This is a genomic window from Saliniferula longa (assembly GCF_050789285.1).
Lineage (GTDB): Bacteria > Pseudomonadota > Alphaproteobacteria > Rhodobacterales > Rhodobacteraceae > CAVPWP01.
Genome location: NZ_JBOUVX010000001.1, coordinates 1,123,356 through 1,148,512, shown reverse-complemented (window position 1 = coordinate 1,148,512; position 25,157 = coordinate 1,123,356). Strand labels below are relative to the sequence as shown.

General features: G+C 68.9%; 23 protein-coding genes. 11 read left to right on the top strand and 12 right to left on the bottom strand.

Annotated features, from left to right (window positions below):
* Positions 1–4: 4 nt before the first annotated feature.
* The 4 genes from ACRDNQ_RS05385 to ACRDNQ_RS05370 form a co-directional block, all read right to left on the bottom strand.
* Positions 5–1,180, bottom strand: a complete 1,176-nt coding sequence (locus ACRDNQ_RS05385; protein ID WP_431827602.1) for an RsmB/NOP family class I SAM-dependent RNA methyltransferase — start codon at positions 1,178–1,180, stop codon at positions 5–7.
* A gap of 88 nt (positions 1,181–1,268) precedes the next feature.
* Positions 1,269–2,717: an IMP dehydrogenase gene (gene guaB, locus ACRDNQ_RS05380; RefSeq protein WP_431827601.1), complete on the bottom strand. Its 1,449-nt coding sequence runs from the start codon at positions 2,715–2,717 to the stop codon at positions 1,269–1,271.
* A 109-nt stretch (positions 2,718–2,826) separates the two neighbouring features.
* Positions 2,827–4,749 (bottom strand): monovalent cation:proton antiporter-2 (CPA2) family protein, encoded by a 1,923-nt coding sequence (locus ACRDNQ_RS05375; RefSeq protein WP_431827600.1) that lies wholly within the window; start codon positions 4,747–4,749, stop codon positions 2,827–2,829.
* Positions 4,750–4,752: 3 nt separating this feature from the next.
* Positions 4,753–5,400, bottom strand: coding sequence for an NAD(P)H-dependent oxidoreductase (locus tag ACRDNQ_RS05370; protein ID WP_431827599.1), 648 nt, complete (start codon positions 5,398–5,400; stop codon positions 4,753–4,755).
* 152 nt (positions 5,401–5,552) lie between these two features.
* On the opposite strand from ACRDNQ_RS05370, the gene ACRDNQ_RS05365 reads away from it, so the two are divergent.
* On the top strand, positions 5,553–6,185 hold the full coding sequence (locus ACRDNQ_RS05365) for an exopolysaccharide biosynthesis protein (RefSeq protein WP_431827598.1): 633 nt from the start codon (positions 5,553–5,555) through the stop codon (positions 6,183–6,185).
* 4 nt (positions 6,186–6,189) lie between these two features.
* On the opposite strand, the gene ACRDNQ_RS05360 is transcribed toward ACRDNQ_RS05365, so the two are convergent.
* From ACRDNQ_RS05360 to ACRDNQ_RS05340, 5 genes are all read right to left on the bottom strand, one after another.
* Entirely contained in the window at positions 6,190–7,281 is a 1,092-nt protein-coding gene (locus ACRDNQ_RS05360; protein WP_431827597.1) for an ABC transporter ATP-binding protein, read from the bottom strand.
* A 52-nt stretch (positions 7,282–7,333) separates the two neighbouring features.
* On the bottom strand, positions 7,334–8,998 hold the full coding sequence (bglA, locus tag ACRDNQ_RS05355; RefSeq protein ID WP_431827852.1) for a beta-galactosidase BglA: 1,665 nt from the start codon (positions 8,996–8,998) through the stop codon (positions 7,334–7,336).
* Positions 8,999–9,007: 9 nt separating this feature from the next.
* Positions 9,008–10,165: an ABC transporter permease subunit gene (locus tag ACRDNQ_RS05350; RefSeq protein ID WP_431827596.1), complete on the bottom strand. Its 1,158-nt coding sequence runs from the start codon at positions 10,163–10,165 to the stop codon at positions 9,008–9,010.
* Positions 10,165–11,397: a carbohydrate ABC transporter permease gene (locus tag ACRDNQ_RS05345; protein ID WP_431827595.1), complete on the bottom strand. Its 1,233-nt coding sequence runs from the start codon at positions 11,395–11,397 to the stop codon at positions 10,165–10,167. Before ACRDNQ_RS05345 ends, ACRDNQ_RS05350 begins: the two co-directional genes overlap by 1 nt.
* Before the next feature lie 101 nt (positions 11,398–11,498).
* Positions 11,499–12,854 carry an ABC transporter substrate-binding protein gene (locus ACRDNQ_RS05340; RefSeq protein WP_431827594.1) on the bottom strand — a complete coding sequence of 452 codons (1,356 nt, stop codon included), beginning with the start codon at positions 12,852–12,854 and terminating at the stop codon, positions 11,499–11,501.
* 251 nt (positions 12,855–13,105) lie between these two features.
* Between ACRDNQ_RS05340 and ACRDNQ_RS05335 the strand changes: the two genes are divergently transcribed.
* The 10 genes from ACRDNQ_RS05335 (at position 13,106) to ACRDNQ_RS05290 (ending at position 22,021) form a co-directional block, all read left to right on the top strand.
* The gene (locus tag ACRDNQ_RS05335) at positions 13,106–14,173 is read left to right on the top strand and encodes a LacI family DNA-binding transcriptional regulator (protein WP_431827593.1); all 1,068 of its coding nucleotides are present in this window, start codon (positions 13,106–13,108) and stop codon (positions 14,171–14,173) included.
* Positions 14,170–15,498, top strand: a complete 1,329-nt coding sequence (locus ACRDNQ_RS05330; protein WP_431827592.1) for a GH1 family beta-glucosidase — start codon at positions 14,170–14,172, stop codon at positions 15,496–15,498. The genes ACRDNQ_RS05335 and ACRDNQ_RS05330 overlap by 4 nt, the downstream gene beginning before the upstream one ends.
* A gap of 4 nt (positions 15,499–15,502) precedes the next feature.
* Positions 15,503–16,504 (top strand): glucokinase, encoded by a 1,002-nt coding sequence (locus tag ACRDNQ_RS05325; protein WP_431827591.1) that lies wholly within the window; start codon positions 15,503–15,505, stop codon positions 16,502–16,504.
* A gap of 62 nt (positions 16,505–16,566) precedes the next feature.
* Positions 16,567–16,896 carry an STAS domain-containing protein gene (locus ACRDNQ_RS05320; protein WP_431827590.1) on the top strand — a complete coding sequence of 110 codons (330 nt, stop codon included), beginning with the start codon at positions 16,567–16,569 and terminating at the stop codon, positions 16,894–16,896.
* Positions 16,893–17,258, top strand: coding sequence for a response regulator (locus tag ACRDNQ_RS05315; protein ID WP_431827851.1), 366 nt, complete (start codon positions 16,893–16,895; stop codon positions 17,256–17,258). Before ACRDNQ_RS05320 ends, ACRDNQ_RS05315 begins: the two co-directional genes overlap by 4 nt.
* 10 nt (positions 17,259–17,268) lie before the next feature.
* On the top strand, positions 17,269–19,530 hold the full coding sequence (locus ACRDNQ_RS05310; protein ID WP_431827589.1) for a chemotaxis protein CheA: 2,262 nt from the start codon (positions 17,269–17,271) through the stop codon (positions 19,528–19,530).
* A 2-nt stretch (positions 19,531–19,532) separates the two neighbouring features.
* Positions 19,533–20,021 carry a chemotaxis protein CheW gene (locus ACRDNQ_RS05305; RefSeq protein WP_431827588.1) on the top strand — a complete coding sequence of 163 codons (489 nt, stop codon included), beginning with the start codon at positions 19,533–19,535 and terminating at the stop codon, positions 20,019–20,021.
* Positions 20,018–20,893, top strand: a complete 876-nt coding sequence (locus ACRDNQ_RS05300) for a CheR family methyltransferase (protein ID WP_431827587.1) — start codon at positions 20,018–20,020, stop codon at positions 20,891–20,893. The genes ACRDNQ_RS05305 and ACRDNQ_RS05300 overlap by 4 nt, the downstream gene beginning before the upstream one ends.
* A gap of 1 nt (position 20,894) precedes the next feature.
* On the top strand, positions 20,895–21,281 hold the full coding sequence (locus ACRDNQ_RS05295; RefSeq protein ID WP_431827586.1) for a response regulator: 387 nt from the start codon (positions 20,895–20,897) through the stop codon (positions 21,279–21,281).
* A 383-nt stretch (positions 21,282–21,664) separates the two neighbouring features.
* Entirely contained in the window at positions 21,665–22,021 is a 357-nt protein-coding gene (locus tag ACRDNQ_RS05290; RefSeq protein ID WP_431827585.1) for a hypothetical protein, read from the top strand.
* 217 nt (positions 22,022–22,238) lie between these two features.
* Here the strand turns inward: ACRDNQ_RS05290 and ACRDNQ_RS05285 are convergent, their stop codons facing one another.
* From ACRDNQ_RS05285 to ACRDNQ_RS05275, 3 genes are all read right to left on the bottom strand, one after another.
* Positions 22,239–22,814 carry a chemotaxis protein CheD gene (locus ACRDNQ_RS05285; RefSeq protein ID WP_431827584.1) on the bottom strand — a complete coding sequence of 192 codons (576 nt, stop codon included), beginning with the start codon at positions 22,812–22,814 and terminating at the stop codon, positions 22,239–22,241.
* Complete coding sequence (cheB, locus tag ACRDNQ_RS05280) at positions 22,811–23,872, bottom strand: chemotaxis-specific protein-glutamate methyltransferase CheB (RefSeq protein ID WP_431827583.1); 1,062 nt, start codon at positions 23,870–23,872, stop codon at positions 22,811–22,813. The genes ACRDNQ_RS05285 and cheB overlap by 4 nt, the downstream gene beginning before the upstream one ends.
* A gap of 213 nt (positions 23,873–24,085) precedes the next feature.
* The gene (locus ACRDNQ_RS05275; protein ID WP_431827850.1) at positions 24,086–24,568 is read right to left on the bottom strand and encodes a Hint domain-containing protein; all 483 of its coding nucleotides are present in this window, start codon (positions 24,566–24,568) and stop codon (positions 24,086–24,088) included.
* Between the last annotated feature and the right edge of the window lie 589 nt (positions 24,569–25,157).

The following is a 25,157-nucleotide window of genomic DNA, read 5'->3' as shown; positions in this document are numbered from 1 at the left end:
CAAGTCAACGCGCAAAGATGGAAAGTCCGAAACCGTCGCCCCCCTCGAGCGGGCTCCAGCGCCGCTGTGCCAGAAGCCGCCAGCCAGGGGACCGCGCCAGGAAGGCCGCAGCCTGATCCTCGTTCTCGGCGCGCAGCATCGAACAGGTCGCGTAGGCCAGCCGCCCGCCCGGGGCCACCAGACCCGCGGCGGCATCGAGGATGTCGGACTGAACCCGGCAGAGACGGCCAAGTGCCTCGGGCGTCAGCGCCCACTTCGCCTCGGGCTGACGCCGCCAGGCACCGCTTCCCGAACAGGGCACATCGCACAGGACAAGGTCGAAGGGTCCCTGCGGCGCGACCCTGCCAGGGGCGATAACGCCAACCTGAACGCCCGCGCGGGCGGCGCGTTCGGGCAGGTCGCGCATCCGGCCCGGGTCCGCGTCATGGGCGAAGACCGGCCCCCAGCCCGCCGCGGCAAGCGCCAGCGTCTTGCCGCCGCCGCCTGCGCAGTAGTCGAGCGTGCGCGCCGCCCCCGTCGGCGCCGGCCCCAGCGCCTCGACCACGGCCTGCGAGGCCGCGTCCTGCAACTCGACAAGGCCGTCGACATAGGCCCGCGCGCCGCGGATGCGCCGCGCGCCTTCGGTCACCTCGAGCGCGGTGGCCGCCAGCGGATGCGGCCGCGCCGTGATCCCCTCGGTCGCCAGCGCGCGCACCGCGGCGTCGCGGTCCGCGCGGCCAAGGTTCACCCGCAGGAAAACCGGCGCGCGGGACCTGAGCGCGGCCATCACCGCAGCGAAGTCGTCGCCAAGGCTGTCCTCAAGCGGCGGGGCCAGCCAGTCGGGGCAGTCCAGACGTTCAAGCGGGGAAAGCGCCTCCCACGGGCGACCCGACGCAACCTCGTCGGAGGCAAGCGGGGCCGGGGCGAAGCCCGCGCCGGTGAAGACCCCGGCCGGATCGGCCCCAGCCGCGCGCAGGGCGCCCAGCATCAGACCGCGGCCGGTCTCGGCCCCGCCGAGCGCGGCGAAGGAGCGGCGGCAGCGGATCGCGTCGAAGACATGGTCGCGGATCGCGGCACGGTCGCTGCTGCCGGCGAAACGGTTTGCCCGCGCCCAGTTCGTCAGTGCGCGTTCGGCGGGCTCTCCGCCCAGCCAGAGGTCCAGAAGCCCGATGGCGGCGGCGATGCGGGCGGCTGGGGTCATGGGACGGGTGCGGTCCTGCGTTGGGCGGGGGGCGGGGCAGAATTCCGTGGACAGGGATTCCGGGGACGCGGACGACGTGGACGCGGGATCACATGACCCGGTAGTTCGGGCTTTCCCGCGTGATCTGCACGTCGTGGACGTGGCTTTCCTTCAGCCCCGCCCCGGTGATCTTCACGAACTGGCAGCGGGTGCGCATCTCTTCGATCGTGGCGCAGCCGGTATAGCCCATGGCGGCGCGCAGGCCGCCGACCATCTGGTGCACCACCGTCGCGACCGGCCCCTTGTAGGGCACCTGCCCCTCGATCCCCTCCGGCACCAGCTTGTCGGAGGCCGCGTCCGACTGGAAATACCGGTCGGCCGAGCCGCGCGCCATCGCGCCCAGACTTCCCATGCCACGGTAACTCTTGAAGCTACGGCCTTGATACAGAATGACTTCTCCGGGGCTTTCCTCGGTTCCGGCGATCATGCTTCCGACCATGGCGCAATGCGCGCCAGCCGCGATCGCCTTGGCGAAATCGCCCGAATACTTGATCCCGCCGTCGGCAATGATCGGCACGCCGCCCGCGGCCGCCGCGCTGTCCATGATCGCGGTCAGCTGCGGCACGCCCACGCCCGCGACCATCCGCGTCGTGCAGATCGACCCCGGGCCGATGCCCACCTTCACCGCATCCGCGCCCGCGTCGATCAACGCGCGCACCGCCTCGCCGGTCGCCACGTTGCCGGCGATGATCTGCACCTCGTTCGACAGCGCCTTGGCGCGCCGCACGGCCTCGGCCACGCCGTCGGAATGGCCATGCGCGGTGTCGATCACCACGATGTCGACGCCCGCATCCACCAGCGCGGCCGAGCGTTCGAAGCCCTTGTCGCCCACGGTCGAGGCCGCGGCCACGCGCAGCCGACCCAGATGGTCCTTGCAGGCGACCGGGTTCAGCACCGCCTGCTCGGTGTCCTTCAGCGTCAGAAGCCCGGTCAGCTTGCCCTTGCCGTCGGTGACCAGCAGCTTCTCGATGCGCCGCGCCTTCATCAGGCTGCGCGCCTCGTCAAGATCGGCGGGTTCGGTCAGCACGGCAAGGTTGTCGGCGGTCATCATCACCCGCACCGGCGTGTCGTCCGAGGTGGCGAAGCGCATGTCGCGGTTCGTGACGATTCCCACCACGCGGCGGTTTTCATCCACCACGGGAAAGCCTGTGACCTTGTAGCGGTCCTGCAGGGCCTTGGCGTCGGCCAGGGTCTGGTCGGGCGTCAGGGTGATCGGGTTGTAGACGATCCCCGAGACGAAGCGCTTGACGCGGCGGACTTCGCGGGCCTGTTCCTCGATCCCGAGGTTGCGGTGGATGACACCCAGCCCGCCCGCCTGCGCCATCGCGATGGCCATGCGGCTTTCGGTGACGGTGTCCATCGCCGAACTCAGAAGCGGGATGTTCATCGCGATCTCGCGCGTCACCTTCGTGCGCGTATCGGCCGTCGACGGAAGGACGCTCGACGCGGCAGGGACAAGAAGAACATCGTCGAAGGTGAGAGCCTCGCGAATCTCCATGGGGCAGCTCCTCGGGAGGGTTCGTTTGGCGGTTCCCTATTGCATGTTTCGTCGGGGCGCAAAACCCCAATTCGTAGGCGTCCCGCCCTGCCCCACAAGATTTCGTCCCTCAGCCCGGATCGCGGGCCTTCGCCGTCTCGGCCTCGACATCGCCCGGCGTGGGCGGCGCCCAGGCGCGGTCCACGCGCGAGGCGAAGGCGCGGCCCGACCCGCGCATCTCGGCCTCCTGCCGTTCGCTCACCTCGCGCACCTTGGCGACGTAGGCGGCGTTCTGATGCGCCGGGATCTCGGGGTCGTAAAGCCGGGCGAGTTCGGCCAGCGCCTCGCGGTCGCGCCGCTCGAAGTCGCGGGCGCGGCGGTGGGCCTCGTAGGGGTGCATCCCCAGCGCCTCGAGGGCCGAGCGGCCGGTGCGCACCCCGCCATCGAAGGTCTCGCGGATGATGTCGCGGCAGCCGGCGGCGTAAAGCTGGTAGACATGATCGCGGTCGCGGGCGCGCGCGATGACGTGAAGCTTCGGATAGCTCTGCACGGCGTGGCGCACCAACTCGGTCGCCTGATGGGCATCGTCGATGGCGACGACAAGCATGCGCGCATGATCGATCCCCGCCGCGTGCAGCAGATCGGGCCGCGTCGCGTCGCCGAAATAGACCTTGAAGCCGAAGGCGCGCAGCATCTCGAGCTGCCGCGAGTTGTGGTCAAGCACGACCGTGCGCACGCCGTTGGCCAGAAGCATCCGGTTGACGATTCCGCCGAACCGGCCGTGCCCCGCGATGATGACGGTGCCGGTCTCGTCGATGGCGTCGGGTTCGGACAGCTGCGCGGTGTCGAAGCGCGGCGCGATGACCCGGTCGAACAGGATGAAAAGCGCGGGCGTCAGCAGCATCGACAGCGCCACGACCAGCAGAAGCTGATCGGCCACCGCCTGCGGGATGACGGCGCTGGCCACGGTGAAGCTGAGCAGGACGAAGGCGAACTCGCCCGCCTGGGCCAGGCCAAGCGCGAAAAGCCAGCGGTCCGCGCCCGGCACGCGGAAGATCACGCCGAGGATGTAGAGAACCGCCGCCTTCGCCGCCAGAAGCGCAAGCGTCAGGCCAAGCACCGTGCCGAAGTTGCCAAGCAGCAGGCCAAAGTCGATGGCCGCGCCGACGGTGATGAAGAAGAGGCCCAGCAACAGCCCCTTGAAGGGGTCGATGTCGGATTCAAGCTCGTGCCGGTATTCGCTGTTGGCCAGCACCACGCCGGCAAGGAAGGTGCCAAGCGCCGGCGAAAGGCCCACGAGCGTCATCAGAAGCGCGATCCCCACGACAAGCGCAAGCGCCGTGGCCACGAACAGCTCGCGCATCCGCGCCTGCGAGACGAAGCTGAAAAGCGGCCGGGTCAGCAGACTGCCGCCAAGAACCACCGCCGCGATGGCCCCCAGCGTCACCAGCGCCGCCTGCCAGCCCGGCAACCCCTCGACCAGGCTCAGGCCCGCGCCGTGGCCGTCCTCGGCATGGCCCGCGCCATGCGCGGCCAGTTCGGGCAACGCCAGCAGCGGGACAAGCGCCAGCATCGGGATGACGGCGATGTCCTGCGCCAGAAGCACCGAAAAGCTTGCCTGTCCGCCGTCGGACTTCATCAGTCCCTTCTCGTTCAGCGTCTGCAACACGATGGCGGTCGACGACAGCGACAGCACAAGCCCGATGGCCAGCGCCACGCTCCAGGGCTGGCCAAGCGCCATCGCCCCCGCCATCACCAGCGCCGCGGTGCCCGCGACCTGAAGCCCGCCAAGGCCCAGAAGCTGGCCCTTCATTTGCCAAAGCTTGCGCGGCTCAAGTTCGAGGCCCACGAGGAACAGCATCATCACGACGCCGAATTCGGCGAAATGCTGGATGCTGATAACATCGACATGCAGCGCCGCCAGAAGCGGGCCAAGCGCGATCCCGGCAATCAGGTAGCCAAGGACCGACCCAAGCCCCAGGCGCGCCGCGATCGGGACCGCAACGATGCCCGCCACCAGGAAGAGGAACGCCAGAAGAAGGACGTCGGCCATGGCTCAGCCCCCCGCCGCCGGAAGCGCGCTGTCGAACTGAAGGACCTCGGCGCCGCCCGCGTCGAAGTCGTGCCGCCCGTCGCGGATCGCCGCCAGCAGCGCGCCGTAGCCCGCCACATGCCGATCAAGCCGCCCGTCCTGCCCGGCGCGCAGCGATCCGTACAGCACGCAGGGCACGGCAAAGCGCATCCGGCACAGGCGCGCGGTCTGCTCGAGCGGGGTCAGGAAGGTGCGGATCGGGTAGTGCTGGTAGCCCTGGGGCGAATAGGCGTCCTCGGGGCCCGCCGCCGTGATCGCCAGCATCATCGTCTTGCCGGCCAGCCGGTCGCCGCCCGCGCCATAGGCAAAGCCGTGCTCGAGCACGAGGTCGAGCCATTCCTTGATCAGCGAGGGCGTCGAGTACCAGAACATCGGGTACTGGAAGAGGATCACGTCATGGGCGAGGCATCGCGCCTGTTCGCGGTCGATGTCGATGTCGAAGCGCGGATACTCGGCGTAAAGATCGACGACCGTAATCCCCTCGGTCGCCCGCGCGACGGTGGCCATCGCCCGGTTCGCGTGCGAATGCTGCGGCCCGGGGTGGGCATGATAGACGATCAGCTTGGGCACAGTTGGCGGCCTTCCGTTCGCGCGGCTCCGTTCACCATCCATGCGGAAAGTTCGCGCCCGGTCAAATGCAATACGGTGTCGTGCGCGCGCGACGCCGCCGCTCTTGTCCAACCCGGGGGCGTCACCCATCTGAAGGGGGCTGCCGGACGTCTGGCGGCGCTTGCGCAGCTTTCCTTGCGCGCCGGACCTGTTCGATGGACGCGACGTCGCTGCCCGCCTCGGGCCCCCTTGCCGGAACGGAAGAGCTGCGCCTTTCGGAGGTCTTCACGCGGCTCGCGGCCGAGGATCGCGCCCGCGTGTCGGTCCGCGACGTGGTGGACGCGCTTGGCGACCGCAGCTTCGCGCCCGTCATGATCCTGCTGGCCGTTCCCAACGCGATCCCGTTCATTCCGGGCTCCTCGACCGTGCTTGGGCTTCTCCTTGCCCTTGTCGCGGTCCAGCTGCTTGCGGGGATGCGGCGCGTCTGGCTGCCGGCACGTCTCAACCGGTGGTCCTTCGATCGCGACGCCTTCGGCAGACTCGTGGCCAGGATCACGCCCTGGCTCAGGCGGGTCGAGCGGATGGCGCGCCCGCGCTTCTGGCCCGAAAGCTATCGCCTTGCCGAGCGCATGGCGGGCGCTGTCGCGATCGTGCTGTCGCTGATGATCATGCTGCCCATCCCCTTCGCGAACGGCGTCCCTGCCATCGCGATCTGTCTTCTGGCGCTTGGGATCAGCGAACGTGATGGCCTCTGGCTTGGCGCCGGACTGCTGGTCGGCGCCATTGCCGCCGGCATCGTCGCCGGACTGTTCCTTGCGGGCTTCGCGGCGGCGGCCACCCTCTGGTGACCGCTCAGCGGTAAAGCAGCGACACGCCGTTGGCGAACAGGTGCACCTTTTCGGGGGCCGCGCCCAGGCGCACGGTCGTGCCGCGCAGTTCGCGGTGGATCCCCGGCAGTTTGCCGATCACCGGATCGGCCTCGCCCTCGGGCATGAAGTAGAGAAGCGTCACCTCGCCAAGCGCCTCGACGATGTCGACCTTGCCCTCGTAGACATAGACCTCGTCCGTGGTCTGCACGAAATCTTCGGGCCGGACGCCGACGTTGACCTTCAGCCCCATGTCCGACGCCTTCGTGGCGATGTGCGACACGATCGTGCCGCCGCCGTCCAGCTTGACGGTCGTGCGTTCGCCCGTGCCCACGACCTCGCCCGGCAGAAGGTTCATCGACGGCGAGCCGATGAACTGCGCCACGAATTCGCTGTTCGGAGTCTCGTAGAGATCGAGCGGCGAGCCGACCTGCGCGATGCCCTTGTTGGCCAACACCACGATGCGCGTCGCCAGCGTCATGGCTTCGACCTGATCGTGGGTGACGTAGATCATCGTCGAATCGGGCATCGCCTCCTTCAGTTGCGCGATCTCGATCCGGGTGGCCACGCGCAGCGCGGCGTCCAGGTTCGAAAGCGGCTCGTCGAAGAGATAGACCTTGGGATTGCGCACGATCGACCGTCCGATCGCCACGCGCTGCCGCTGGCCGCCCGACAGCGCCTTCGGCAGCCGGTCGAGATAGGGCGTCAGTTGCAGCTTCGCCGCCGCCGCCTTGACCGCCGCGTCGATTTCCTCGGGGGACTTCTTCGCCAGCCGCAGCGCGAAGGCCATGTTGTCGTAGACGGTCATGTGCGGATAAAGCGCGTAGGACTGGAAGACCATGGCGATCCCGCGCTGAGAGGGCGGCACGTCGTTCACGACCTGCCCGTCGATCTCGAGCGTGCCGGCGGTGATCTTCTCGAGCCCCGCGATCATCCGCAGAAGCGTGGACTTGCCGCAGCCCGAGGGGCCGACGAAGACGATCAGTTCGCCCGTCTCGATGTCGAGGTTGATGTTCTTCAGGACCTCGACGGTGCCGCCATAGGCCTTGCCGACATCGGTCAGTTTCAGATCGGCCATCGCTGTCTCCTCCCCTGGGCGCCCGGGCGCCCGTTCCCCTGTAGTCCCGCCGTCATGGCTGCGCCCCGTCCAGCGCGAAGAAGGCGGCGAACGCCGGCAGGACCGCCCCGCCCTCGCCGATCCAGGACGCGAAGGGCGCGCCCTTGTCCTGTTGCCAGTCGCCCGGCGGCAGCGGGACCGTCTGTTCCCTGTCGGTCATGTTGAAGACGCACAGCATGCGCGTCGCCCCCAGCGTCCGATTGAACGCCAGAAGCCCGTCCTGCGCGGCAAGCGGCTCGTACCCGCCCTTGACCAGCATCGGATGGGCGCGGCGGAAGGCGATCATTTCGCGATAGAAGGCCAGCGTCGAGGCCGGATCGCCCTGCTGCGCGGCGACCGACATCGGCAGATGCTCCATCGCCACGGGCAGCCAGGGCTTGCTGTCCGAGAAGCCGCCATTCTGGTTGTCGGTGACCCAGGGCATCGGCGTGCGGCAGCCGTCGCGGCCCTTGAACTTGGGCCAGAACTCGATGCCGTAGGGATCCTGCAGGTCCTCGAAGGCGACGTAGGCCTCGGTCAGGCCAAGCTCCTCGCCCTGATACAGGCAGACCGACCCGCGCAGAGCCAGAAGGATGGCGGCGTAAAGCCGCCGCTGGGCCTCGTCGAGGTTCCAGCGCGTGGCATGGCGCACGACGTCGTGGTTCGAGAAGGCCCAGCAGGCCCAGCTGTCCGGCGCCTCGGCGGCGAAGCGGCGCATGACCTCGTCGATGCGCGTCGCGGTGGGAAAGATGTTCGACAGGAAGTCGAAGCCATAGCACATGTGCAGCCGGTCATGGCCCTTGGTGTAGTCGGCCTGCACCTGCATCCCGCGCTGACTTTCGCCCACTTCGCCGACCGACGTGATCGCGGGAAACTCGTCCATCAAGGCCCTGAACCGCTTGAGAAATTCGATGTTCTCGGGCTGGGTCTTGTCGTAGAGGTGATCCTGGAAATTGTAGGGGTTCACCGACGGGGCGGTGGTGTCGTTCTGCTCTTCCGGCGGCAGCGGTGGGTTGTCGCGCAACTGCTTGTCGTGGACGTAGAAGTTCACGGTGTCGAGCCGGAAGCCGTCGACGCCCCGCTCAAGCCAGAAGCGCGCCATCGCCAGAAGCGCGTCCTGAACGGCGGGACAGTGGAAGTTGAGGTCGGGCTGTTCCTTGAGGAAGTTGTGCAGGTAGTACTGCATCCGCTCGCCGTCCCACTGCCAGGCCGACCCGCCGAAGATCGACAGCCAGTTGTTGGGCGGCGTTCCATCTGGCTTGGGATCGGCCCAGACGTACCAGTCGGCCTTGGCGTTGTCGCGCGACGAGCGGCTTTCCTTGAACCACGGGTGCTGGTCCGAGGTGTGGCTCATGACCAGGTCGATGACGACCTTCAGCCCCAGCGAATGCGCCCGCCCGACCAGCGCGTCGAAATCGCCCAGCGTGCCGAACATCGGGTCGACGTCGTTGTAATCGCTGACATCGTAGCCGAAGTCCTTCATCGGCGAGCGGAAGAAGGGCGAGATCCAGATCGCATCGACGCCAAGGTCGGCCACATGCGGCAGGCGGTGGATGATCCCGGCCAGATCGCCGATGCCGTCGCCGTTCGAATCCTGGAACGAGCGCGGGTAGATCTGATAGATCACCGCGCCGCGCCACCAGTCGGGATCGGTGGTCAGCTTCGGTTGCGGTTCGATATAGGGTTCGAGGAAGTTCATCGACATCGCTTATTTCACAGAGCCCGCAAGAAGGCCGCGCACCAGATAGCGCTGCATCGCGAAGAACACCGCCAGCGGCACCGCGATCGACACGAAGGCCGCCGTCGCCAGGATTTCCCAGTTGCCGCCGCGCGTTCCCAGAAGCTCGACGATCTGGTTGGTCATGACCGTGGTCGAGCCGGTGGCGTCGATCAGGAACACCTTCGCGACCAGAAGGTCGTTCCAGGTCCAGAGGAACTGGAAGATCGCGAAGGATGCGAGCGCCGGGAAGGACAGCGGCAGGACGATCTTCGTGAAGATCTGGAAATCCGATGCCCCGTCGACCTTGGCGTTCTCGATGATATCGCGCGGCAGGCCGACCATGTAGTTGCGTAACAGGTAGATCGCCAGCGGCAGCCCGAATCCGGTATGCGCGAGCCACACCCCCAGATAGCCCTTGCCGATGCCGATCCCCAGATGCAGCCGCAGAAGCGGGATCAGCGCCAGCTGCAGCGGCACCACCAGCAGCGCCACGACCAGCGCGATCAGCAGTGCCCGGCCGGGAAAATCCATCCAGGCCAGGGCATAGGCCGCGAAGGCCGCCACGAGGATCGGAATGACCGTGGCCGGGATCGTCACCGTCAGCGTGTTGAAGAAGGCCTTGGCCATGTTGTCCTGGCCGGTGCCGCTGAACAGGATGGTGTTGTAGTTCCTCACCGTGAATTCGGGCGGCGTCTCGGCCGTCACGAACACCCGCTGGCCGCGCCCGCCGGGTTCCTCGACGCTGGTGAAGCGATAGGTGCCGTCGGCGTTCAGCGTGAAGGTCTCGCCCGCGCCCGGTTCGGCGGTCTCGCCCGGCGCGAAGGCGCCGATGGCGCGCGAGGACACGCCGAAGGCGCGGATCTCGGCCGAGGACGAAAGCGACTCGGGCCCCTCGAAGAAGCTGCCCTCGATCACCCAGAGGTCACCCTCCTGCACCGCGGCGTCGCGGCCGCCGATGCGCAACTGCTGGGTCTGCTCGGTCGGAAAGAGCGCCGCCCACCACCCCGAGGACGAGATCTGGTCGGCCGTGCGGAAGGACGACACGAACAGGCCCACGGTGGGAAAGAGCCACAGAACGACAAGAAGGGCGACGGCGATGTGGACCGCCCAGGTCAGCCCCGACTTCCGGCCAGCGATGTTGTCCATCAGCGCATCTCCTTGCGGGCGTTGTAGACGTTCCAGACCAGGATCGGCGTCACCAGAAGCATGATGACGATCGCGCTGGCCGATCCCACGCCCCAGTCATTGGCGCGGAACAGCTTGTCGTACATGTAGTTGGCCAGCACCTGCGTCTCCCACTGGCCATTGGTCATGGCGAAGACGATGTCGAAGACCTTGAGCACCACCAGCGTGATCGTCGTCCACACGACGACGATCGTCGGCATGATCTGCGGCACCTTGATCTTGAAGAAGATCTGGAAGGGATTGGCGCCGTCGACGATGGCGGCCTCGATTGTCTCTTCGGGGATGCCGCGCAAGGCGGCCGACAGGATCACCATGGCAAAGCCGGTCTGGATCCAGATCAACACCGCCATCAGGAAGAAGTTGTTCCAGAAGGGCGTTGTCAGCCATTGCTGCGGCACGCCATATGGCGGCGCGAAGGTGAAAAGGGCCAGAACCGACGCGAGGCTTTTCCAGATCAGCCAGACCGAGGCCACCGCCACCAGAAGCCTGAGCGGCAGAAGCCAGAGCGACCGGTCCGATTGCCGTTCCCAGATCGCCTTGGTGAACAGCCAGCCGACATAGGCCACAAGCGCCGCGAAGGAGATCAGGATCACCGCCGGCAGAAGCCGGAGGAAGAAAAGCGACCAGAATCCGGGTTCGAACTGCATCCAGACGGCGTTCAGCACGCCGATCTGCGCCGCATCGGCTGGACGGGCGTCGTAGATCAGCTTGAAGATGACCGAGGCGCCCACGAACGAAATCGCCATCGGCATGAAGATCAGTGACTTGGCGATGTTGCCCCAGCTGATCCGGTCGGTCAGCTGCGCGGCCAGAAGGCCGAACGCGGTCGCCACCGCCGGCACCACGATGAGCCACAGCATGTTGTTGCGGATGGCTTCCCAGAACTTGGCCTCGGACAGCATCTGCTCGTAATTGGCGAAGCCCACGAAGGCGCCGCCCTGGCTACGGTCGGTCAGCGACAGGCGCAGCGTCTCGACCACCGGATAGGCAAGGTAGAGACCAAGCGCGAAAAGCGCGGGGAAAAGGAACAGCCAGGGTCGGATCTGGTTGGCGCGGTTGATGTTGCGCCCGGCGTTCGGACCCTTGGCGGGAAACAGGACCTTGTCGAGGAACTGGTTGGAGAAATAGAAGTAGCCGATACAACCGCCGACGCCGATCGCAATGGTCAACAGGCCTTGCAACGCAGGATGCATCATCCCCTCCCTCGGTCTGATGGGTCCGGTTTTCCCGGGGGTGTCGAGGGACCCCGGCGCACGGCCGGAGTCCCCAGTCCTGTCAGCCCCTCAGGGCGCGCTTACTTCAGCGCATCCCAGCTTGACTGGATCTCATCGGCCACCGCCTGCGCGTCCTTGCCGCCGGTGTAGTCGACCATGCCGGTCCAGAAGGTGCCGGCACCGACGCCGCCCGGCATCAGGTCCGACCCGTCGAAGCGGAAGGTCGTGGCGTTGACCAGGATATCCCCCTGCTTGCGCAGCGCGTCGTTCAGGTAGGTTTCGGGGTTGATCGACTTCAGCGGCGTCAGGAAGCCCGACTGCGCGCCGAAGACTTCATGCGCGATCGGCAGCTTGAAGAACTCCATCAGCGCGTTGGTGGCGTCCGACGGGTCGGTGATCGCCATCAGCGTGCCGCCGCCCAGAACCGGGTTGCCCAGGTCCTTTTCGGCGTAGGCCGGGAAGTAGAAGAAGTCGGCGTCGACGCCGAATTCCACGTCCTCGGGGAAGAAGGCCGGCACGAACGACGCCTGGCGGTGCATGTAGCACTGCGGCGGCGAGGCGAAGAGGCCCTTGGGGCTGTCGCGGAAGTCGGTCGAGGCGACCGCGCCCGCACCGCCCGCCACCTTGGCGTCGTCGCGCGCGAACCAGCCGAATTCCTCGATCGCGGCCACCACGCGGGGGTCGTTGAACGGGATCTCGTTCGTCGTCCACTGGTCATAGACGTCGGCCGGCTGGGTGCGCAGCATCAGGTCCTCCACCCAGTCGGTCGCGGGCCAGCCGGTGGCCGCGCCCGACCCCAGGCCGATGCACCAGGGCGTGTCGCCGTTGGCGACCATCTCTTCGGTAAGCGCCTTCAGCTCTTCCATCGTGGTCGGGATTTCATAGCCCGCGTCCTCGAAGTTCTCGGGGTTGTACCAGACAAGGCTCTTGACGTTGACGTTGTAGAAGAAGCCGTAAAGCTGATCGGCGCCGGACTGGTCGGCATAGGTGCCAAGCGCAACCCACGACGGACCCGCGCCATAGTTCTCGGCCACCCAGTCGCCCATGCCTTCGGGCAACGGCGACAGAAGGCCGCGCGCGGCCATGTCGGCGGCCAGGCCCGGCTGCGGGAAGACGGCGATGTTCGGGGCCGCGCCGGCCTCGGCGTCGATCACGATCTGCTGCTCGAACGAGTCCGAGCCGGTATAGATCACCTCGGCGCCGGTGGCGGCCGCGAAATAGGCGACCACGCTGCGGAAGAAGTCATCCTCGGGCTGAAGCCAGGGACCGGTGATCGTCACCGTCTGACCGCTGAGGTCGGGCGCGTTCGCGGCCCATTCGTTGTAGCTGTCCCACGAGAAGGCGCCTTCGCCCACGGGGAAAACAAGGTCCTGCGCCTGTGCCGCGCCGGCGCACAGCGCCGCAACCGCCGTGCCGGCGTAAAGGAAGTGTCTCATCGGTATCCTCCCGGTTCCGCGCGATTGCATCGCGCTTCTCAAATCTGTCGAGCGCCAAATTGTCAAAGCGCTTTGGACGCGGGCACAGTTGCCGATGCCGCGAAACCTGTCAATCCGGGAAATCCCCGCACCCCGGCCGCGCCTTCCGATGCTGCATATGCAATGCCGCAGGGCGGAAGAACTTGCCTTTGACCGGACGGGCGGCGGCTTCTACAGTCGCCCCGAATCCAAAGCGCTTTGGGGCCCGCGACATGAATCTCAAGCAACTCGCGCAGGAGCTGGGGCTGTCGCAGACCACGGTCAGCCGGGCGCTCAACGGCTATCCCGAAGTGGCCGAGGCGACGCGCCTGCGCGTGGTCGAGGCGGCACGGCGGCTGCACTACCGCCCGAACACGCGCGCGCGGTCGCTGGCGACGGGGCGGACGATGGCGATCGGGCATGTGATTCCCCTGTCCACCAAGCACGAGATGCTGAACCCGATCTTCGCCGACTTCGTCGCCGGCGCGGGCGAGACATATCATCGCGCCGGCTACGACATGATCCTGTCGATCGTCAGCGACGGCGACGAGGAACGCGCCTATCGCGAACTCGCCTCTACCCGCATGGTCGACGGCGTGATCGTCCACGCCCCCAAGACCGACGAACCGCGCATCCCGCTTCTGGCCGAGATCGGCCTGCCGTTCGTGGTGCACGGGCGCAGCTCCAAGGCGACCGCGCCCTACAGCTGGCTCGACGTCAACAACCGCCGGTCCTTCCAGCGCGCGGCGGGCTTTCTGGCCGACCTCGGCCACCGGCGGATCGCGCTGGTCAACGGGATCGAGACGATGGACTTCGCCGCGCGCCGGCGCGAGGGCTTCCTGCGCGGTTTGGCCGACAGCGGCCTGGCGCCCGACCCCGCGCTGATGACCAGCGACGAGATGACCGAAGGCTACGGCTATCGCGCCGCGCGCCGGATGCTGGCCCTGCCCGATCCGCCCACCGCCTTCGTCGTCGCCTCGATCATCACCGCCTTCGGCGTGCGCCGCGCGGTCGAGGGCGCGGGCCTGCGCCTGGGGCGCGACGTGTCGATCATCACCCATGACGACGACCTGTCCTATCTGCGCAACGGCGAGGACATCCCGATCTTCACCGCGCTGCGGTCCTCGGTGCGCGAGGCCGGGCGGCGGGCCGCCGAAATCCTGCTTGAAACCATCGACAACCCCGGTCATGCCCCGATCACCGAGCTTCTCGAGGCCGAATTCCTGATCGGCGAGTCGACCGGTCCCGCCCCCGGCCCCACCCCCGCGCTTGTCGCCCAGAAACAGATGGCTGACCGATGACCTTCACCCGCGCCGACTTCCCCGAGGACTTCCAGTTCGGGGCCGCCACCTCGAGCTACCAGATCGAAGGCCATGCCTACGGTGGCGCGGGGTCGACCCACTGGGACACCTTCGCGGCCACGCCGGGCAACGTGGTGCGCGCCGAACACGGCGCTGTCGCCTGCGACCATTACCACCGCTGGCCCGAGGATCTTGACCTCGTCGCGGGATCGAACGTCGACGTCTATCGCTTCTCGACAAGCTGGGCGCGCGTCCTGCCCGAGGGGCGCGGAACGCCCAACCCCGAGGGCCTCGATTTCTACGACCGGCTGGTCGACGGGTTGCTGGACCGCGGCCTGAAGCCCGCCGCCACGCTGTATCACTGGGAACTGCCTTCGCAGCTGGCCGATCTGGGCGGCTGGCGCAACCGCGACATCGCCGGATGGCTGGCCGACTTCACCGAGGTGATCATGGGCCGGATCGGCGACCGGATCTGGTCGGCCGCCCCCATCAACGAGCCCTGGTGCGTGGGCTGGCTGTCGCATTTCATGGGCCTGCACGCACCGGGCCTGCGCGACATCCGCGCCACCGCACGGGCGATGCACCACGTCCTTCTGGCCCATGGCCGGTCGATCGAGGTGATGCGCGGCCTCGGCATGTCGAACCTCGGCGCGGTCTGCAACTTCGAATACGCCCAGCCTGCCGACGACCGGCCCGAGACGCTGGCCGCCGCACGGCGCTATGACGCCTATTACAACCGCTTCTTCCTGTCGGGCCTGTTCCGCGGCGAATACCCCGCCGAGGTAATCGAAGGCTTCGGCCCGCACATGCCCGACGGCTGGCAGGACGACTTCGCCACGATCCGCGCGCCGCTCGACTGGCTGGGGCTCAACTACTACACGCGCAAGGTCATCGCCGCCGACGACACCAGCCCCTGGCCCGCGCTGAAAGAGGTCGAGGGGCCGCTGCCCAAGACCGCGATGGGCTGGGAGGTCTATCCCGAGGGGCTACACCATTTCCTGCGCCGCACGCACGAGGATTACACCCACGGCCTGCCGCTTTACGTGACCGAGAACGGCATGGCCGCGCCCGACGTGATCGAGAACGGCGCCGTCTTCGACCCGCACCGGATCGACTATCTCGATGCGCATCTTGCCAGCGTGCGCAAGGCCATCGCCGAAGGCGTGCCTGTGAAGGGGTATTTCGTCTGGTCGCTGATGGACAATTACGAATGGGCGCTGGGCTACGAAAAGCGCTTCGGCCTTGTCCACGTCGATTTCGACAGCTTGCGGCGGACCCCGAAAGCGTCCTATCACGCGCTGGCCGCCGCCCTCAGACGAAGCTGATCGCATGCCCGTCCCCGCCCATGGCCGCCCGGCCAACCGCTACTCGCTCGTCGCCGACATCGGAGGCACGAACACCCGCGTGGCGCTGGCCGAGGGCCATCGCCTGCTGCCCGACACCGTTCGGCGGTTTCGCAATGCCGATTACCCGGGCCTCGAAAGCGTCCTGACGGCGTTCCTCGCGGACGAGGGCGGGGTCGACTGCAAGGGCGCCTGCGTCGCCGTGGCCGGCCCCGTGCATGACGGGCGCGCGACGATGACGAACCTCGACTGGACGATCGACGCCGCCGGCGTGGCCCGCGCCACCCGGGCCGAGACCGTCGCCGTCCTGAACGACCTGCAGGCGCAAGGCCATGCGTTGGGCCGGATCGACGCGGCGAACCTGCGTCCGGTCATGGCCGGCTCGGCCGCGGGGCCCGACGCCGCGCAGCTTGTGATCGGGGTGGGCACCGGCTTCAACATCGCGCCGGTCTATCACGTCGACGGACACCGTTTCGTCGCCGCGGCCGAAGCCGGCCACGCCAACATGCCGATCCGCACGCCCGCCGATTTCGACCTGTGCACCTTCGTCGAGACCGCCCATGGCGTGCCCGGGATCGAGGACGTGCTGTCGGGGCGCGGGCTCGAGCGGATCTATGCCTGGCTGGGGGAGCGGCTGGGCGCGCCGGGCGAGTTGCACGCGGCTGACATCATGGCGGCCTGCGAGGCCGGCACCGACCCCCGCGCGGCCGAGGCCGTGGCCACCTTCGTGCGCATCCTGGGCACCGTGGCGGGCAACCTTGCGCTGACGCTTCTTCCCTTCGGCGGCGTCTTTCTTGCCGGCGGCGTGGCGCGCGCGATCGCCCCGCATCTTGGCCCGCACGGGTTCGAGGCCGCCTTCCGCGACAAGGGGCGCTTTGCGGGCTTCATGCAGAACTTCAGCGTCTGGGTGGTCGAGGACGACTTCGCCGCGCTGACCGGCTCGGCCGCCTACCTGGACCAGATCGCGGCGAAGATCCGGCCCGCGTAACCCGGCCTTAACGCGCCGTCCCCTAAAGGGCTCGAAAGGGTCCGAAGCCAAGGGGAAGCGCAATGACCGACATAGATTCGCAAGACGCCACAGGCCAGACGCTGGACCGGACGCCGGGCCGGACCTGCCTCGCCCTGCCCGCGCGCCTTGACACGCGTGCGGCCGCCTCTCTGACCGGGGCGCTGCGCGCCGCACGCGGCGCGGACCTCGACCTTGACGGGGGCGCCTGTACGATGATCGGGGCGCTTGGCCTGCAGACGCTGATGGTGGCCGCGGCGACCTGGCGACACGACGGCCGCGCCTTCCGCGTGCACGAACTTCCCGCCGACACTGCGGGACAGATCGTGATGATGGGGATCGACCCCGACCACTTCCTGGCGCCGGCGGCCTGAGGATGCAGGTGCTTGCCGTCGACGACAGCCGCACCATGCGCGACATGCTGCGACTGGCCCTGACCGAGGCCGGATTCACCGCCCACCTCGCCGAGGACGGCCAGCACGGGCTTGACCTTCTGGAAACGCTGGCGCCTGACGCGATTATCACCGACATCAACATGCCACGCCTCGACGGGTTCGGTTTCATCGACGCGGTGCGCCGGCAGGACCGGATGCGCGCCGTGCCGATCCTGGTGCTGACCACCGAGAGCGCGGCCGACCTGAAGGCGCGGGCGCGCGACGCCGGGGCGACGGGCTGGATCGTCAAACCCTTCGACCCCGAGAAACTGGTGCGCGCGCTGCGCATGGTGGCGGGCTGACGAGGGCGCCATGACCGACCCCATGCAGGAGATCCGCGCCTCGTTCTTCGTCGAATGCGAAGAACTGCTCGAGGCGCTGCAAGACGGCCTTGACGCCATCGAGGCGGGCGCGCGCGACGCCGACACGGTCAACACCGTCTTTCGCGCCGTGCATTCGATCAAGGGCGGCGCTGGGGCCTTCGGGCTCGAGGACCTCGTGCGCTTCGCGCATGGCTTCGAAACCGCGCTGGACGCGCTGCGCGCAGGCCGCCTCGACCCCGGACCCGGGGCGATCCGCGCCTTCTTCGCGGGCGGCGACGCGCTGGCCGACCTGGTGCGCGCGGCGCGCGATGGCCTGCCGGCGGACGCCGCCGCCACCGCGCCCGTGGCCGAAGCGCTTGGCGCGCTTGTCGGGGACGACGCCGCCGCCGACGACGACGACGGCACCGCGCCCGCCTTCACGCCGATGGCGATCGACCTTGAGTTCGACCTGGGACTCGCGCCGGGTCCCGACGGGGCCCGGGACGGCGCGGCCGCCCACAACGCCGACCGCGCGGCCCCTGCCGCCGAAAGGGAGGTGTCGATCCGTTTTCGGCCCAACCCCGCGCTTTACGCCACCGGGAACGAGCCTGCCTTCCTGCTGCGGGCGCTTGCTGACCTGGGCCGCCTCGAGGCACGCTGCACCCATGCCGCCCTGCCCGACCTTGCGGCCTATGATCCGGCCTCGGCGCTGATCGGATGGGACGTCGTCCTGACCACGGGGGTCAAGGCCGCGGCGATCCGCGAGGTCTTCGAATTCGTCGTGGGCCTGTGCGACCTCGAGGCCCCGGGCATCTGGGATGACCGCAACTCGGAATCCGACCCGACCGGCGCCGTCCTGGACGACGGCCCCGTCGTGGCCCCTGCCCCGATCCCTGACTCTTCCACCGCCCCATCCGCAATCTTCACCCCCGATCTGCCCGCCGCTGCCGCCCCTGCCGCCACCCTTCCCGGCACCCCTCCCGCCAGCCCTGCCGGGGCTGGCGGCGCGGCTGGCGACGCGTCGGCCGGCCGGGCGGACGCCGCGCCGGGCGCGGCCGCGGGCGCTGCGGGTCCGACGGTCCGGGTCGACCTCGACCGGATCGACCGACTGGTCAATCTGGTGGGCGAACTGGTCATCAACCAGGCCATGCTGTCGCAGGCGGTCGCCGGCGCGGGCCTTGCCGCCGACGTCCGGGTGGCGGCCGGGCTTGACGAATTCCTTCAGCTGACCCGCGACATCCAGGACAGCGTCATGATGATCCGCGCGCAACCGGTGAAGCCGCTGTTCCAGCGCATGGCGCGGATCGTGCGCGAGGCCTCGGCCGATGTCGGCAAGTCCGTGCGCCTTCGGACCGAGGGTGAGGCAACCGAGATCGACAAGACCGTGATCGAGCGCCTGGCCGACCCGCTGACGCACATGGTGCGCAATGCCGTCGACCACGGGCTCGAGCCGCCCGCAGACCGGATCGCCGCCGGCAAGCCGCCCGAAGGCCGCATCACGCTTTCGGCCATCCACCGCTCGGGCCGGGTGGTGATCGAGGTGGCGGACGACGGCCGCGGCATCGACCGGCCGAAGGTCCAGAGCATCGCCGAGGCGAAGGGCCTGATCCCGCCCGGGCAGACCCTGAGCGATCCGGACATCGACGCGCTTCTGTTCCTGCCCGGCTTCTCGACGGCAAGCGCCGTGTCGAACCTGTCGGGACGCGGCGTGGGCATGGACGTGGTGCGCAGCGCGATCACGACGCTGGGCGGGCGCATCGCGATCGCCTCGGACCCAGGGCGCGGCACGCGCTTCACCATCTCGCTGCCGCTTACGCTTGCGGTGCTGGACGGGATGGTCGTTCGGGTCGCCGGCCAGACCCTCGTCATGCCGCTCAACGCCATCACCGAGACGCTGTCGGTGTCGCCCGCGGACGTGCGCCTGGTCGGCCCGGACGAGCCCGTGATCGCGGTGCGCGGCCAGGTCGTTCCGCTGCTCGATCTTGGGGTGGCGCTTGGCTATCGCGCGGCGGGCGAGATCCTTGCCGGCGCCATCGTGCTCCTTCTCGGTCAGGAAGACGGCACGCGCGCGGCGCTTGTCGTCGACGGGATCGAGGATCAGCGCCAGGTCGTGATCAAGGGCCTGCAGGACAGCTATGGCCGCGTTCCCGGGGTCAGCGCGGCGACGATCCTCGGCGATGGCAAGATCGCGCTGATCCTCGATCCGGCCGACCTCGTGGCGACCGCCGCCGGGCGCGGCCCACAGACCCCAGCCCTCAGACGGAGCGCGTGACGATGCAGCCTTCCCTTCCCCCGGCCGAAGCCCCCCCGCCGACCGGCGACAGCGCCGAGATCGAGCTTTTGACCTTCCGCGTCGGCGAACAGGAATATTCGGTCGACATCATGCAGGTCCGCGAGATCCGAAGCTGGACCCACGCGACCTCGCTGCCCCACGCCCCGGCCTTCGTGCGCGGGGTGATCAACCTGCGCGGCACCGTGCTGCCGGTGCTCGACCTGGCGCTGCGTCTTGGCCTGGCCACCGAAGGGCCGGATGCGCGCCACGTCATCATCGTGGTCCAAAGCGGCGGACGCACGGTAGGGCTGCGGGTCGATGCGGTCTCGGACATCCTGACGATCCCGCGGTCTGAGCTTCAGGCCCCGCCCGAACTTGCCACCGGTGCCGGGCGGGGTTTCGTGCAGTCGCTGACCCTGATCGAAGGGCGGATGGTGCGGCTTCTCGATCTCGATCAGGTCCTGCCGGGCATGACCGAGGAGGCCGCGTGACCGCGCTGCCGTGCCCGGGCGGGCCGCTCGCCGCACCGCTCGCGCCGGCGCACTTCGCCCGCGTGGCGGCGATTGCCCGGCGCGAGGCGGGCCTGCAAATCCCCGACGTCAAGGCGCCCATGGTGCAGTCGCGCCTTGCCCGGCGGCTGCGCGCGCTTGGCGTGGCGCGGATCGAGGACTACCTCGACTTCGTCGAGGCCGCCGATGGCCAGGCCGAGCGGCTTGAGCTGGTTGCGGCCCTGACCACGAACGTCACCCAGTTCTTCCGCGAGCGGCACCATTTCGACACCCTGCGCACGTCGGTCCTGCCCGGGCTTGTGGCGCGGGCGCGCGCCGGCGGCCGGGTGCGGATCTGGTCGGCGGGATGCTCGACCGGACAGGAGGCCTATTCGATCGCTGTTGAACTTCTGCGGGCCGCGCCGGACGCCGGGCAGCTCGACCTGCGGGTGCTGGCGACCGACATCGACCGCCACGTCCTGGACGAGGCGCGCAAGGGGCTCTATCCGCGTGCCGCGGTGGCCAGCCTGCCGGCGGCCGACATCGCCACGCTTGGCGTGCCGGGCCCCGCCGACGCCGCGATCGACATCCGCCCGGCCCTGCGCGAACTGGTCAGCTTTCGTGCCCTCAACCTTCTCGATCCCTGGCCGATGCGATGTCCCTTCGACGCCATCTTCTGCCGCAACGTGGTGATCTACTTCGACACCGATACGCAACGCCGGCTCTGGCCGCGCTTCGCCGCCGCGCTGACCCCGGGGGGATGGCTCTTTCTTGGCCATTCCGAGCGGGTGCAGGACGGCGCCGCGCCCGACCTGGCCGGGGCCGGCGTGACCACCTACCGGCGCGCCGGACCGCTTCGCAACGGGGGAACCTGACATGTCGCTTCGCGAGCAGCTGCGCATCCTGGTGGTCGACGACATGTCGACCAGCCGCGGCCTGATCACCCAGGCGCTGGACGCGATCGGGATCCGCAACGTGGCCAGCGCCGCCGATGGGCCGGGCGCGCTTGCCACGCTCGCGCACAGCCCGGCGCACCTGGTGATCTCGGACTACAACATGCCCGGCATGGACGGGCTTCACCTTCTGCACGCGCTGCGGCAAAGCCCGCGCACCGCGCGCATCGGCTTTCTTCTGATCACCGGGCGGGCCGAGGCGCAGATCATCGATCAGGGGCGCCGGCTGGGCATGAACAACTACCTGCGCAAGCCCTTCACGCCGCAGGAGTTGAAGACCGCGATCGAGGCCGTCGTGGGGCGGCTGTGACCGGTTTGCCCGGGTCCCGAAGGACGGCGCCGGACCGCGCCGCGGCGGATGACTTCGCACGGGGCTTGGACTCCTCGCATGGCGCCCGCGCGGACGGGGCTGGACCGGTAGGCGCCTTGCCCGACGGTTCGAGGGCAGACGCGGCCGTTCCGCATCGCGCCAACCGGGACCGCGGCCACGGAGGCGACGGCGGCGCGGCCAAGCTGGGCCCGGCCGAACGGGGCGGAACGACACCGGACGGGGCCACCCGAGGCGAAGCAGGCTCGGACCGGCCAGACCCCGAAGGCTCGACTCCGGAAGGGCCCCGCAGATCCGCGGCGAAGCGGGACCGGTGCGGCCGCGACCGGACGTCCGGGAACGGCGCTGCCGGGCGGCCCGGGGCCGTGGGCCTTGATATCGGCGCGGGACAGACGGTGCGCGAGCTTGTCGCGCGCCTGTCGGACGAACTGGTCGCCCTGTCCAGCCTCGCGGCCCGGATCGAGCGCGCCTTGCCCCAGGGCGCGGCGGCCCCAAGCGCGTCCTCGGCCCGCGACCTGCAAGAGCTTGACCGGCTGCGACAGACGCTTGACGATCTTGGCCGCCTGACCGGGGCCCTTGCGTCGGCGCTGCCCGCCGATCTTCCCGCGCCGGCCGATCTGGCCCGATCGCTGCGTCTGCGCAGCGTCTCCGAGCGGCTTTTCGCGCGACGGCCGCCCCACGACACGGCGGCGGACGAGGCGGGCCGGCTGACCCTTCTGTGAAAGCCCCGGACAGAGCGCCGCCACGCTTGCAGTCGCAGGCGTACGCAGGCCGCGGATCGCGGCAGACCACCGGATCCGCCACAAGGCACGAAGGGCCTTCGCGGCCGCCTCCGCCTGCGCCGACCGGGGCGGAGACCTGCGCAAAGACCAGCCGCAGGCCCCCGTGCACCTTTGCCGTGGCACATCCACGGGCGCCACGGGGCCTGTTCGGGGACACTCAGAACAGTTCGACGTCGCTTGCCTTGGGCAAGACCGCCGGCGCAGCCGGCCTGGCCGCCGCCACGACAAGCCGCTGCCGGGCCTGGCCCCCGTTCGGCCAGAAACGGATCTGCCGGGCCCGTGTTCCGCCGGTCGAGGCGGCCTCGATCGCGATCCCTTCGCGGCGCAGGAACTGCCTGACGAAGGCCACGTTGCAAGGCCCGATCTCGGTGGCCGCCCCCAGCATCGCAGCCCCGCCGAACAGCTTGGCGCGCAGGCGCGACCCGCCGGCACCCGCCTTGAGGACGTCGTTGATGAGCACCTCCATCAAGGCCGCGCCGAACCGGTAGACCCCGGCGCCCGCGACGCCGGTCCCCGGGACGGCCTCGCCGCGTCCCCCGAAATCGGGCAACAGGATGTGGTTCATCCCGCCCACTCCGGTCGCGGGATCCCAAAGACAGACGGCCACGCACGAGCCCAGGATCGTCGTGATCACCGTGTCGGGATGGTCGGATACGACATGCTCGCCCTGTGCGATGTAAAGCCTGCGCTCGACGGTCGGGCGCGTCTGCGGCCCGGACCCCGCGAGGCTCATGTCCGGGCCAGGGCGGCGCGGCCGGTGGCCGCCAGGATCGCCGCGCCGATCTCGTCGAGGGGGCGCACCTCGATCGCGGCGTCAAGATCGCGGGCGGCGCGCGGCATGCCGTCGATGACGCAACTGTCGCCGCTTTGCACGATGGTATGCGCGCCGGCCGCACGCAGGTCGCGCATCGCTTCGGCGCCGTCGCGGCCCATGCCGGTCAGCAGGACCGCGACGACCTGGCGCGCCACGCCGACGGCCGAGGCGAACAGGCGATCGACCGACGGCACATAGGCCGCGGTGCCATCGTCGGCGATGGCGCGCAGCCGAAGACGGTCGCGCCCCACGACGATGCCATGGCTGTCGCCGCCCGGCGCGAAGTAGACGCGGCCCGTCTCGAGCAGCGCGTCCGCGCCAAGCACCGACACCTGCGGGGCGACCTGCGCGTTCAGCCGGTCGGCGAAGCTGCGCAGGAACGATGGCGGCATGTGCTGGGCGACCAGCGTCGGCGGCCCGTCCGCGGGATAGGCCGCCAAGACGCGTTCCAGAGCATCGACCCCACCCGTCGAACTTCCGATCAGGACGATCCTGCCGTTCCACTGAAACGGCGCGGCGGCGGGCCGGGCCTGCGCGGGCCTTGGCCGCGCGGTAAGACGGCCGACCGAGGCGCGGGCGGCCTGGACCAGCGTGTCGGCCAGGCGCACGGCCCCTTCGGCATCGCCGCGAAAGCGCGACAGGTCGATGCAATCGACCGCCCCGATCGAAAGCGCGCGGATGGCGGTTTCGCTGTTCTCGGTGGTGCGGGTGGACACCATGACAACAGGCATCGGCCGCAGCCGCATGAGACGCCCGAGAAAGTCCAATCCGTTCATGCGCGGCATCTCGACGTCAAGCGTCAGAACATCGGGATCAAGCGCCTTGATCGCCTCGCGCGCTTCGTAGGGATCGGTGGCCTCGCCCACCACCGCGATCCGGGGATCAGCGGCCAGAAGCGCCCGCAGCATCGTGCGGATGGTGCGCGAGTCGTCCACGATCAGAACGCGGGTGAGGCCCGCAGGCGCGTCCGGCGTCATCGGCCCCCGCCCCCGGCGCCCCGCCGCTGTTCGCCCGCCAGAGTCATGCCGTCCCACGCCTTCCCCGGTTCGTCGGGTCAGACCTCGCGCAAAGCAGTGAAGATTCGGTTGAGCGGCACGGGGAAATTCAGGGTGGCGGAGGGGCCGCGCCCGGCCAATGCCGGATGCTGCCCCTCCGCCTGCTGCAAACCCCGTGGGGATCCGGCGCGCGCCTCAGGGCGCGACGTGGACCCAAAGTCGTTCGCACATCACGTAGTCCGGCGTACCGAGGTGGAAGAGCGTGTAGGTCAGCACGTTCTCGGTCTTCCGGAAGACGCCGGGACGGGCCAGAAGATCGGCCGCGGTCCGCGCGGTGCCCGGCAGGTGGTTCAGTGCCGGCGCGATCGGCTGGCGTGGCGACAGCATCACGTCGGCGCGCGGCAGGCCGCGGCCAAGCGAATTGGCGCGGATCAGCACCGGCAGGGCATCGGGGTGACGGATCAGGAATTCCTCGTCCAACACGATGCGGTCGATCCAGCGGATCGGCTTGAACTCGCCCGAGCGGGTTCGGACAAGGTCGCGTTCGCGCAGAGCCTGGGCGTGCACCTCGCCGAAGGACGTGGTGATCCGTGTCATCGGCGCAAAGCCGGGCAGCGTCCATTGCAGGGAAGAAGGTTCGCGTTCGGTCCGCACCGTTCGCTGGGGCCCGCCCGGCATTGCGCTGGGGCGGGTCGCACCTTCCCGCACCGTCGCGGGGAACTGGTCAATCGTCACGTCACTCACCTTCCACTCATCACACCGCAACCATCGCGGCGACACGTTTACAACACGCACCCGGAGCACATCCCCGGCCGTCTTACACCCTGTCCGCGGATCGCGTGCCGGTCTCCCCACCCCGACCGACACGCATCTTACCCGGAACGGGCACCGATACTGGTCCCCTACCATCTACTCACTACGCAGTCCGGTCAACGCTTGGTGGCAGGCTGTCCGATCCGCTACGGCACCTTTCTGTCCGGCGCGTCCGGCGATACTTGGGCAGGAAGCCGCCCGACTGTGTCGATATGGTGCACCCGCCCGCAGGCAGTTGACGGAGAACGGCCCAGATGGTTTCCCGGTGCGCAACAAAGGCCGTGTTCAGGGCGGGATCGGCCCCGAAAAACCCATAAGAATCGAAGCGAATTGTCGTCCGATCCAACATAAACCGGACGTTAAGAATTGAGGCCGGATCGCCAAAGTCGCACTGTCGCGCCAGCGACAACAGTCTGTTCCGCCGCGATTTCCGGGATTTCAGGGTGCCGCGGCG

What these genes read in the sequence shown, in the direction of transcription:
- ACRDNQ_RS05385 (WP_431827602.1), bottom strand. Translation starts at nt 1,180, where the DNA reads ATGACCCCAGCCGCCCGCATCGCCGCCGCCATCGGGCTTCTGGACCTC.
- guaB (WP_431827601.1), bottom strand. Translation starts at nt 2,717, where the DNA reads ATGGAGATTCGCGAGGCTCTCACCTTCGACGATGTTCTTCTTGTCCCT.
- ACRDNQ_RS05375 (WP_431827600.1), bottom strand. Translation starts at nt 4,749, where the DNA reads ATGGCCGACGTCCTTCTTCTGGCGTTCCTCTTCCTGGTGGCGGGCATC.
- ACRDNQ_RS05370 (WP_431827599.1), bottom strand. Translation starts at nt 5,400, where the DNA reads ATGGATGGTGAACGGAGCCGCGCGAACGGAAGGCCGCCAACTGTGCCC.
- ACRDNQ_RS05365 (WP_431827598.1), top strand. Translation starts at nt 5,553, where the DNA reads ATGGACGCGACGTCGCTGCCCGCCTCGGGCCCCCTTGCCGGAACGGAA.
- ACRDNQ_RS05360 (WP_431827597.1), bottom strand. Translation starts at nt 7,281, where the DNA reads ATGGCCGATCTGAAACTGACCGATGTCGGCAAGGCCTATGGCGGCACC.
- bglA (WP_431827852.1), bottom strand. Translation starts at nt 8,998, where the DNA reads ATGAACTTCCTCGAACCCTATATCGAACCGCAACCGAAGCTGACCACC.
- ACRDNQ_RS05350 (WP_431827596.1), bottom strand. Translation starts at nt 10,165, where the DNA reads ATGGACAACATCGCTGGCCGGAAGTCGGGGCTGACCTGGGCGGTCCAC.
- ACRDNQ_RS05345 (WP_431827595.1), bottom strand. Translation starts at nt 11,397, where the DNA reads ATGCATCCTGCGTTGCAAGGCCTGTTGACCATTGCGATCGGCGTCGGC.
- ACRDNQ_RS05340 (WP_431827594.1), bottom strand. Translation starts at nt 12,854, where the DNA reads ATGAGACACTTCCTTTACGCCGGCACGGCGGTTGCGGCGCTGTGCGCC.
- ACRDNQ_RS05335 (WP_431827593.1), top strand. Translation starts at nt 13,106, where the DNA reads ATGAATCTCAAGCAACTCGCGCAGGAGCTGGGGCTGTCGCAGACCACG.
- ACRDNQ_RS05330 (WP_431827592.1), top strand. Translation starts at nt 14,170, where the DNA reads ATGACCTTCACCCGCGCCGACTTCCCCGAGGACTTCCAGTTCGGGGCC.
- ACRDNQ_RS05325 (WP_431827591.1), top strand. Translation starts at nt 15,503, where the DNA reads ATGCCCGTCCCCGCCCATGGCCGCCCGGCCAACCGCTACTCGCTCGTC.
- ACRDNQ_RS05320 (WP_431827590.1), top strand. Translation starts at nt 16,567, where the DNA reads ATGACCGACATAGATTCGCAAGACGCCACAGGCCAGACGCTGGACCGG.
- ACRDNQ_RS05310 (WP_431827589.1), top strand. Translation starts at nt 17,269, where the DNA reads ATGACCGACCCCATGCAGGAGATCCGCGCCTCGTTCTTCGTCGAATGC.
- ACRDNQ_RS05305 (WP_431827588.1), top strand. Translation starts at nt 19,533, where the DNA reads ATGCAGCCTTCCCTTCCCCCGGCCGAAGCCCCCCCGCCGACCGGCGAC.
- ACRDNQ_RS05295 (WP_431827586.1), top strand. Translation starts at nt 20,895, where the DNA reads ATGTCGCTTCGCGAGCAGCTGCGCATCCTGGTGGTCGACGACATGTCG.
- ACRDNQ_RS05285 (WP_431827584.1), bottom strand. Translation starts at nt 22,814, where the DNA reads ATGAGCCTCGCGGGGTCCGGGCCGCAGACGCGCCCGACCGTCGAGCGC.
- cheB (WP_431827583.1), bottom strand. Translation starts at nt 23,872, where the DNA reads ATGACGCCGGACGCGCCTGCGGGCCTCACCCGCGTTCTGATCGTGGAC.
- ACRDNQ_RS05275 (WP_431827850.1), bottom strand. Translation starts at nt 24,568, where the DNA reads ATGCCGGGCGGGCCCCAGCGAACGGTGCGGACCGAACGCGAACCTTCT.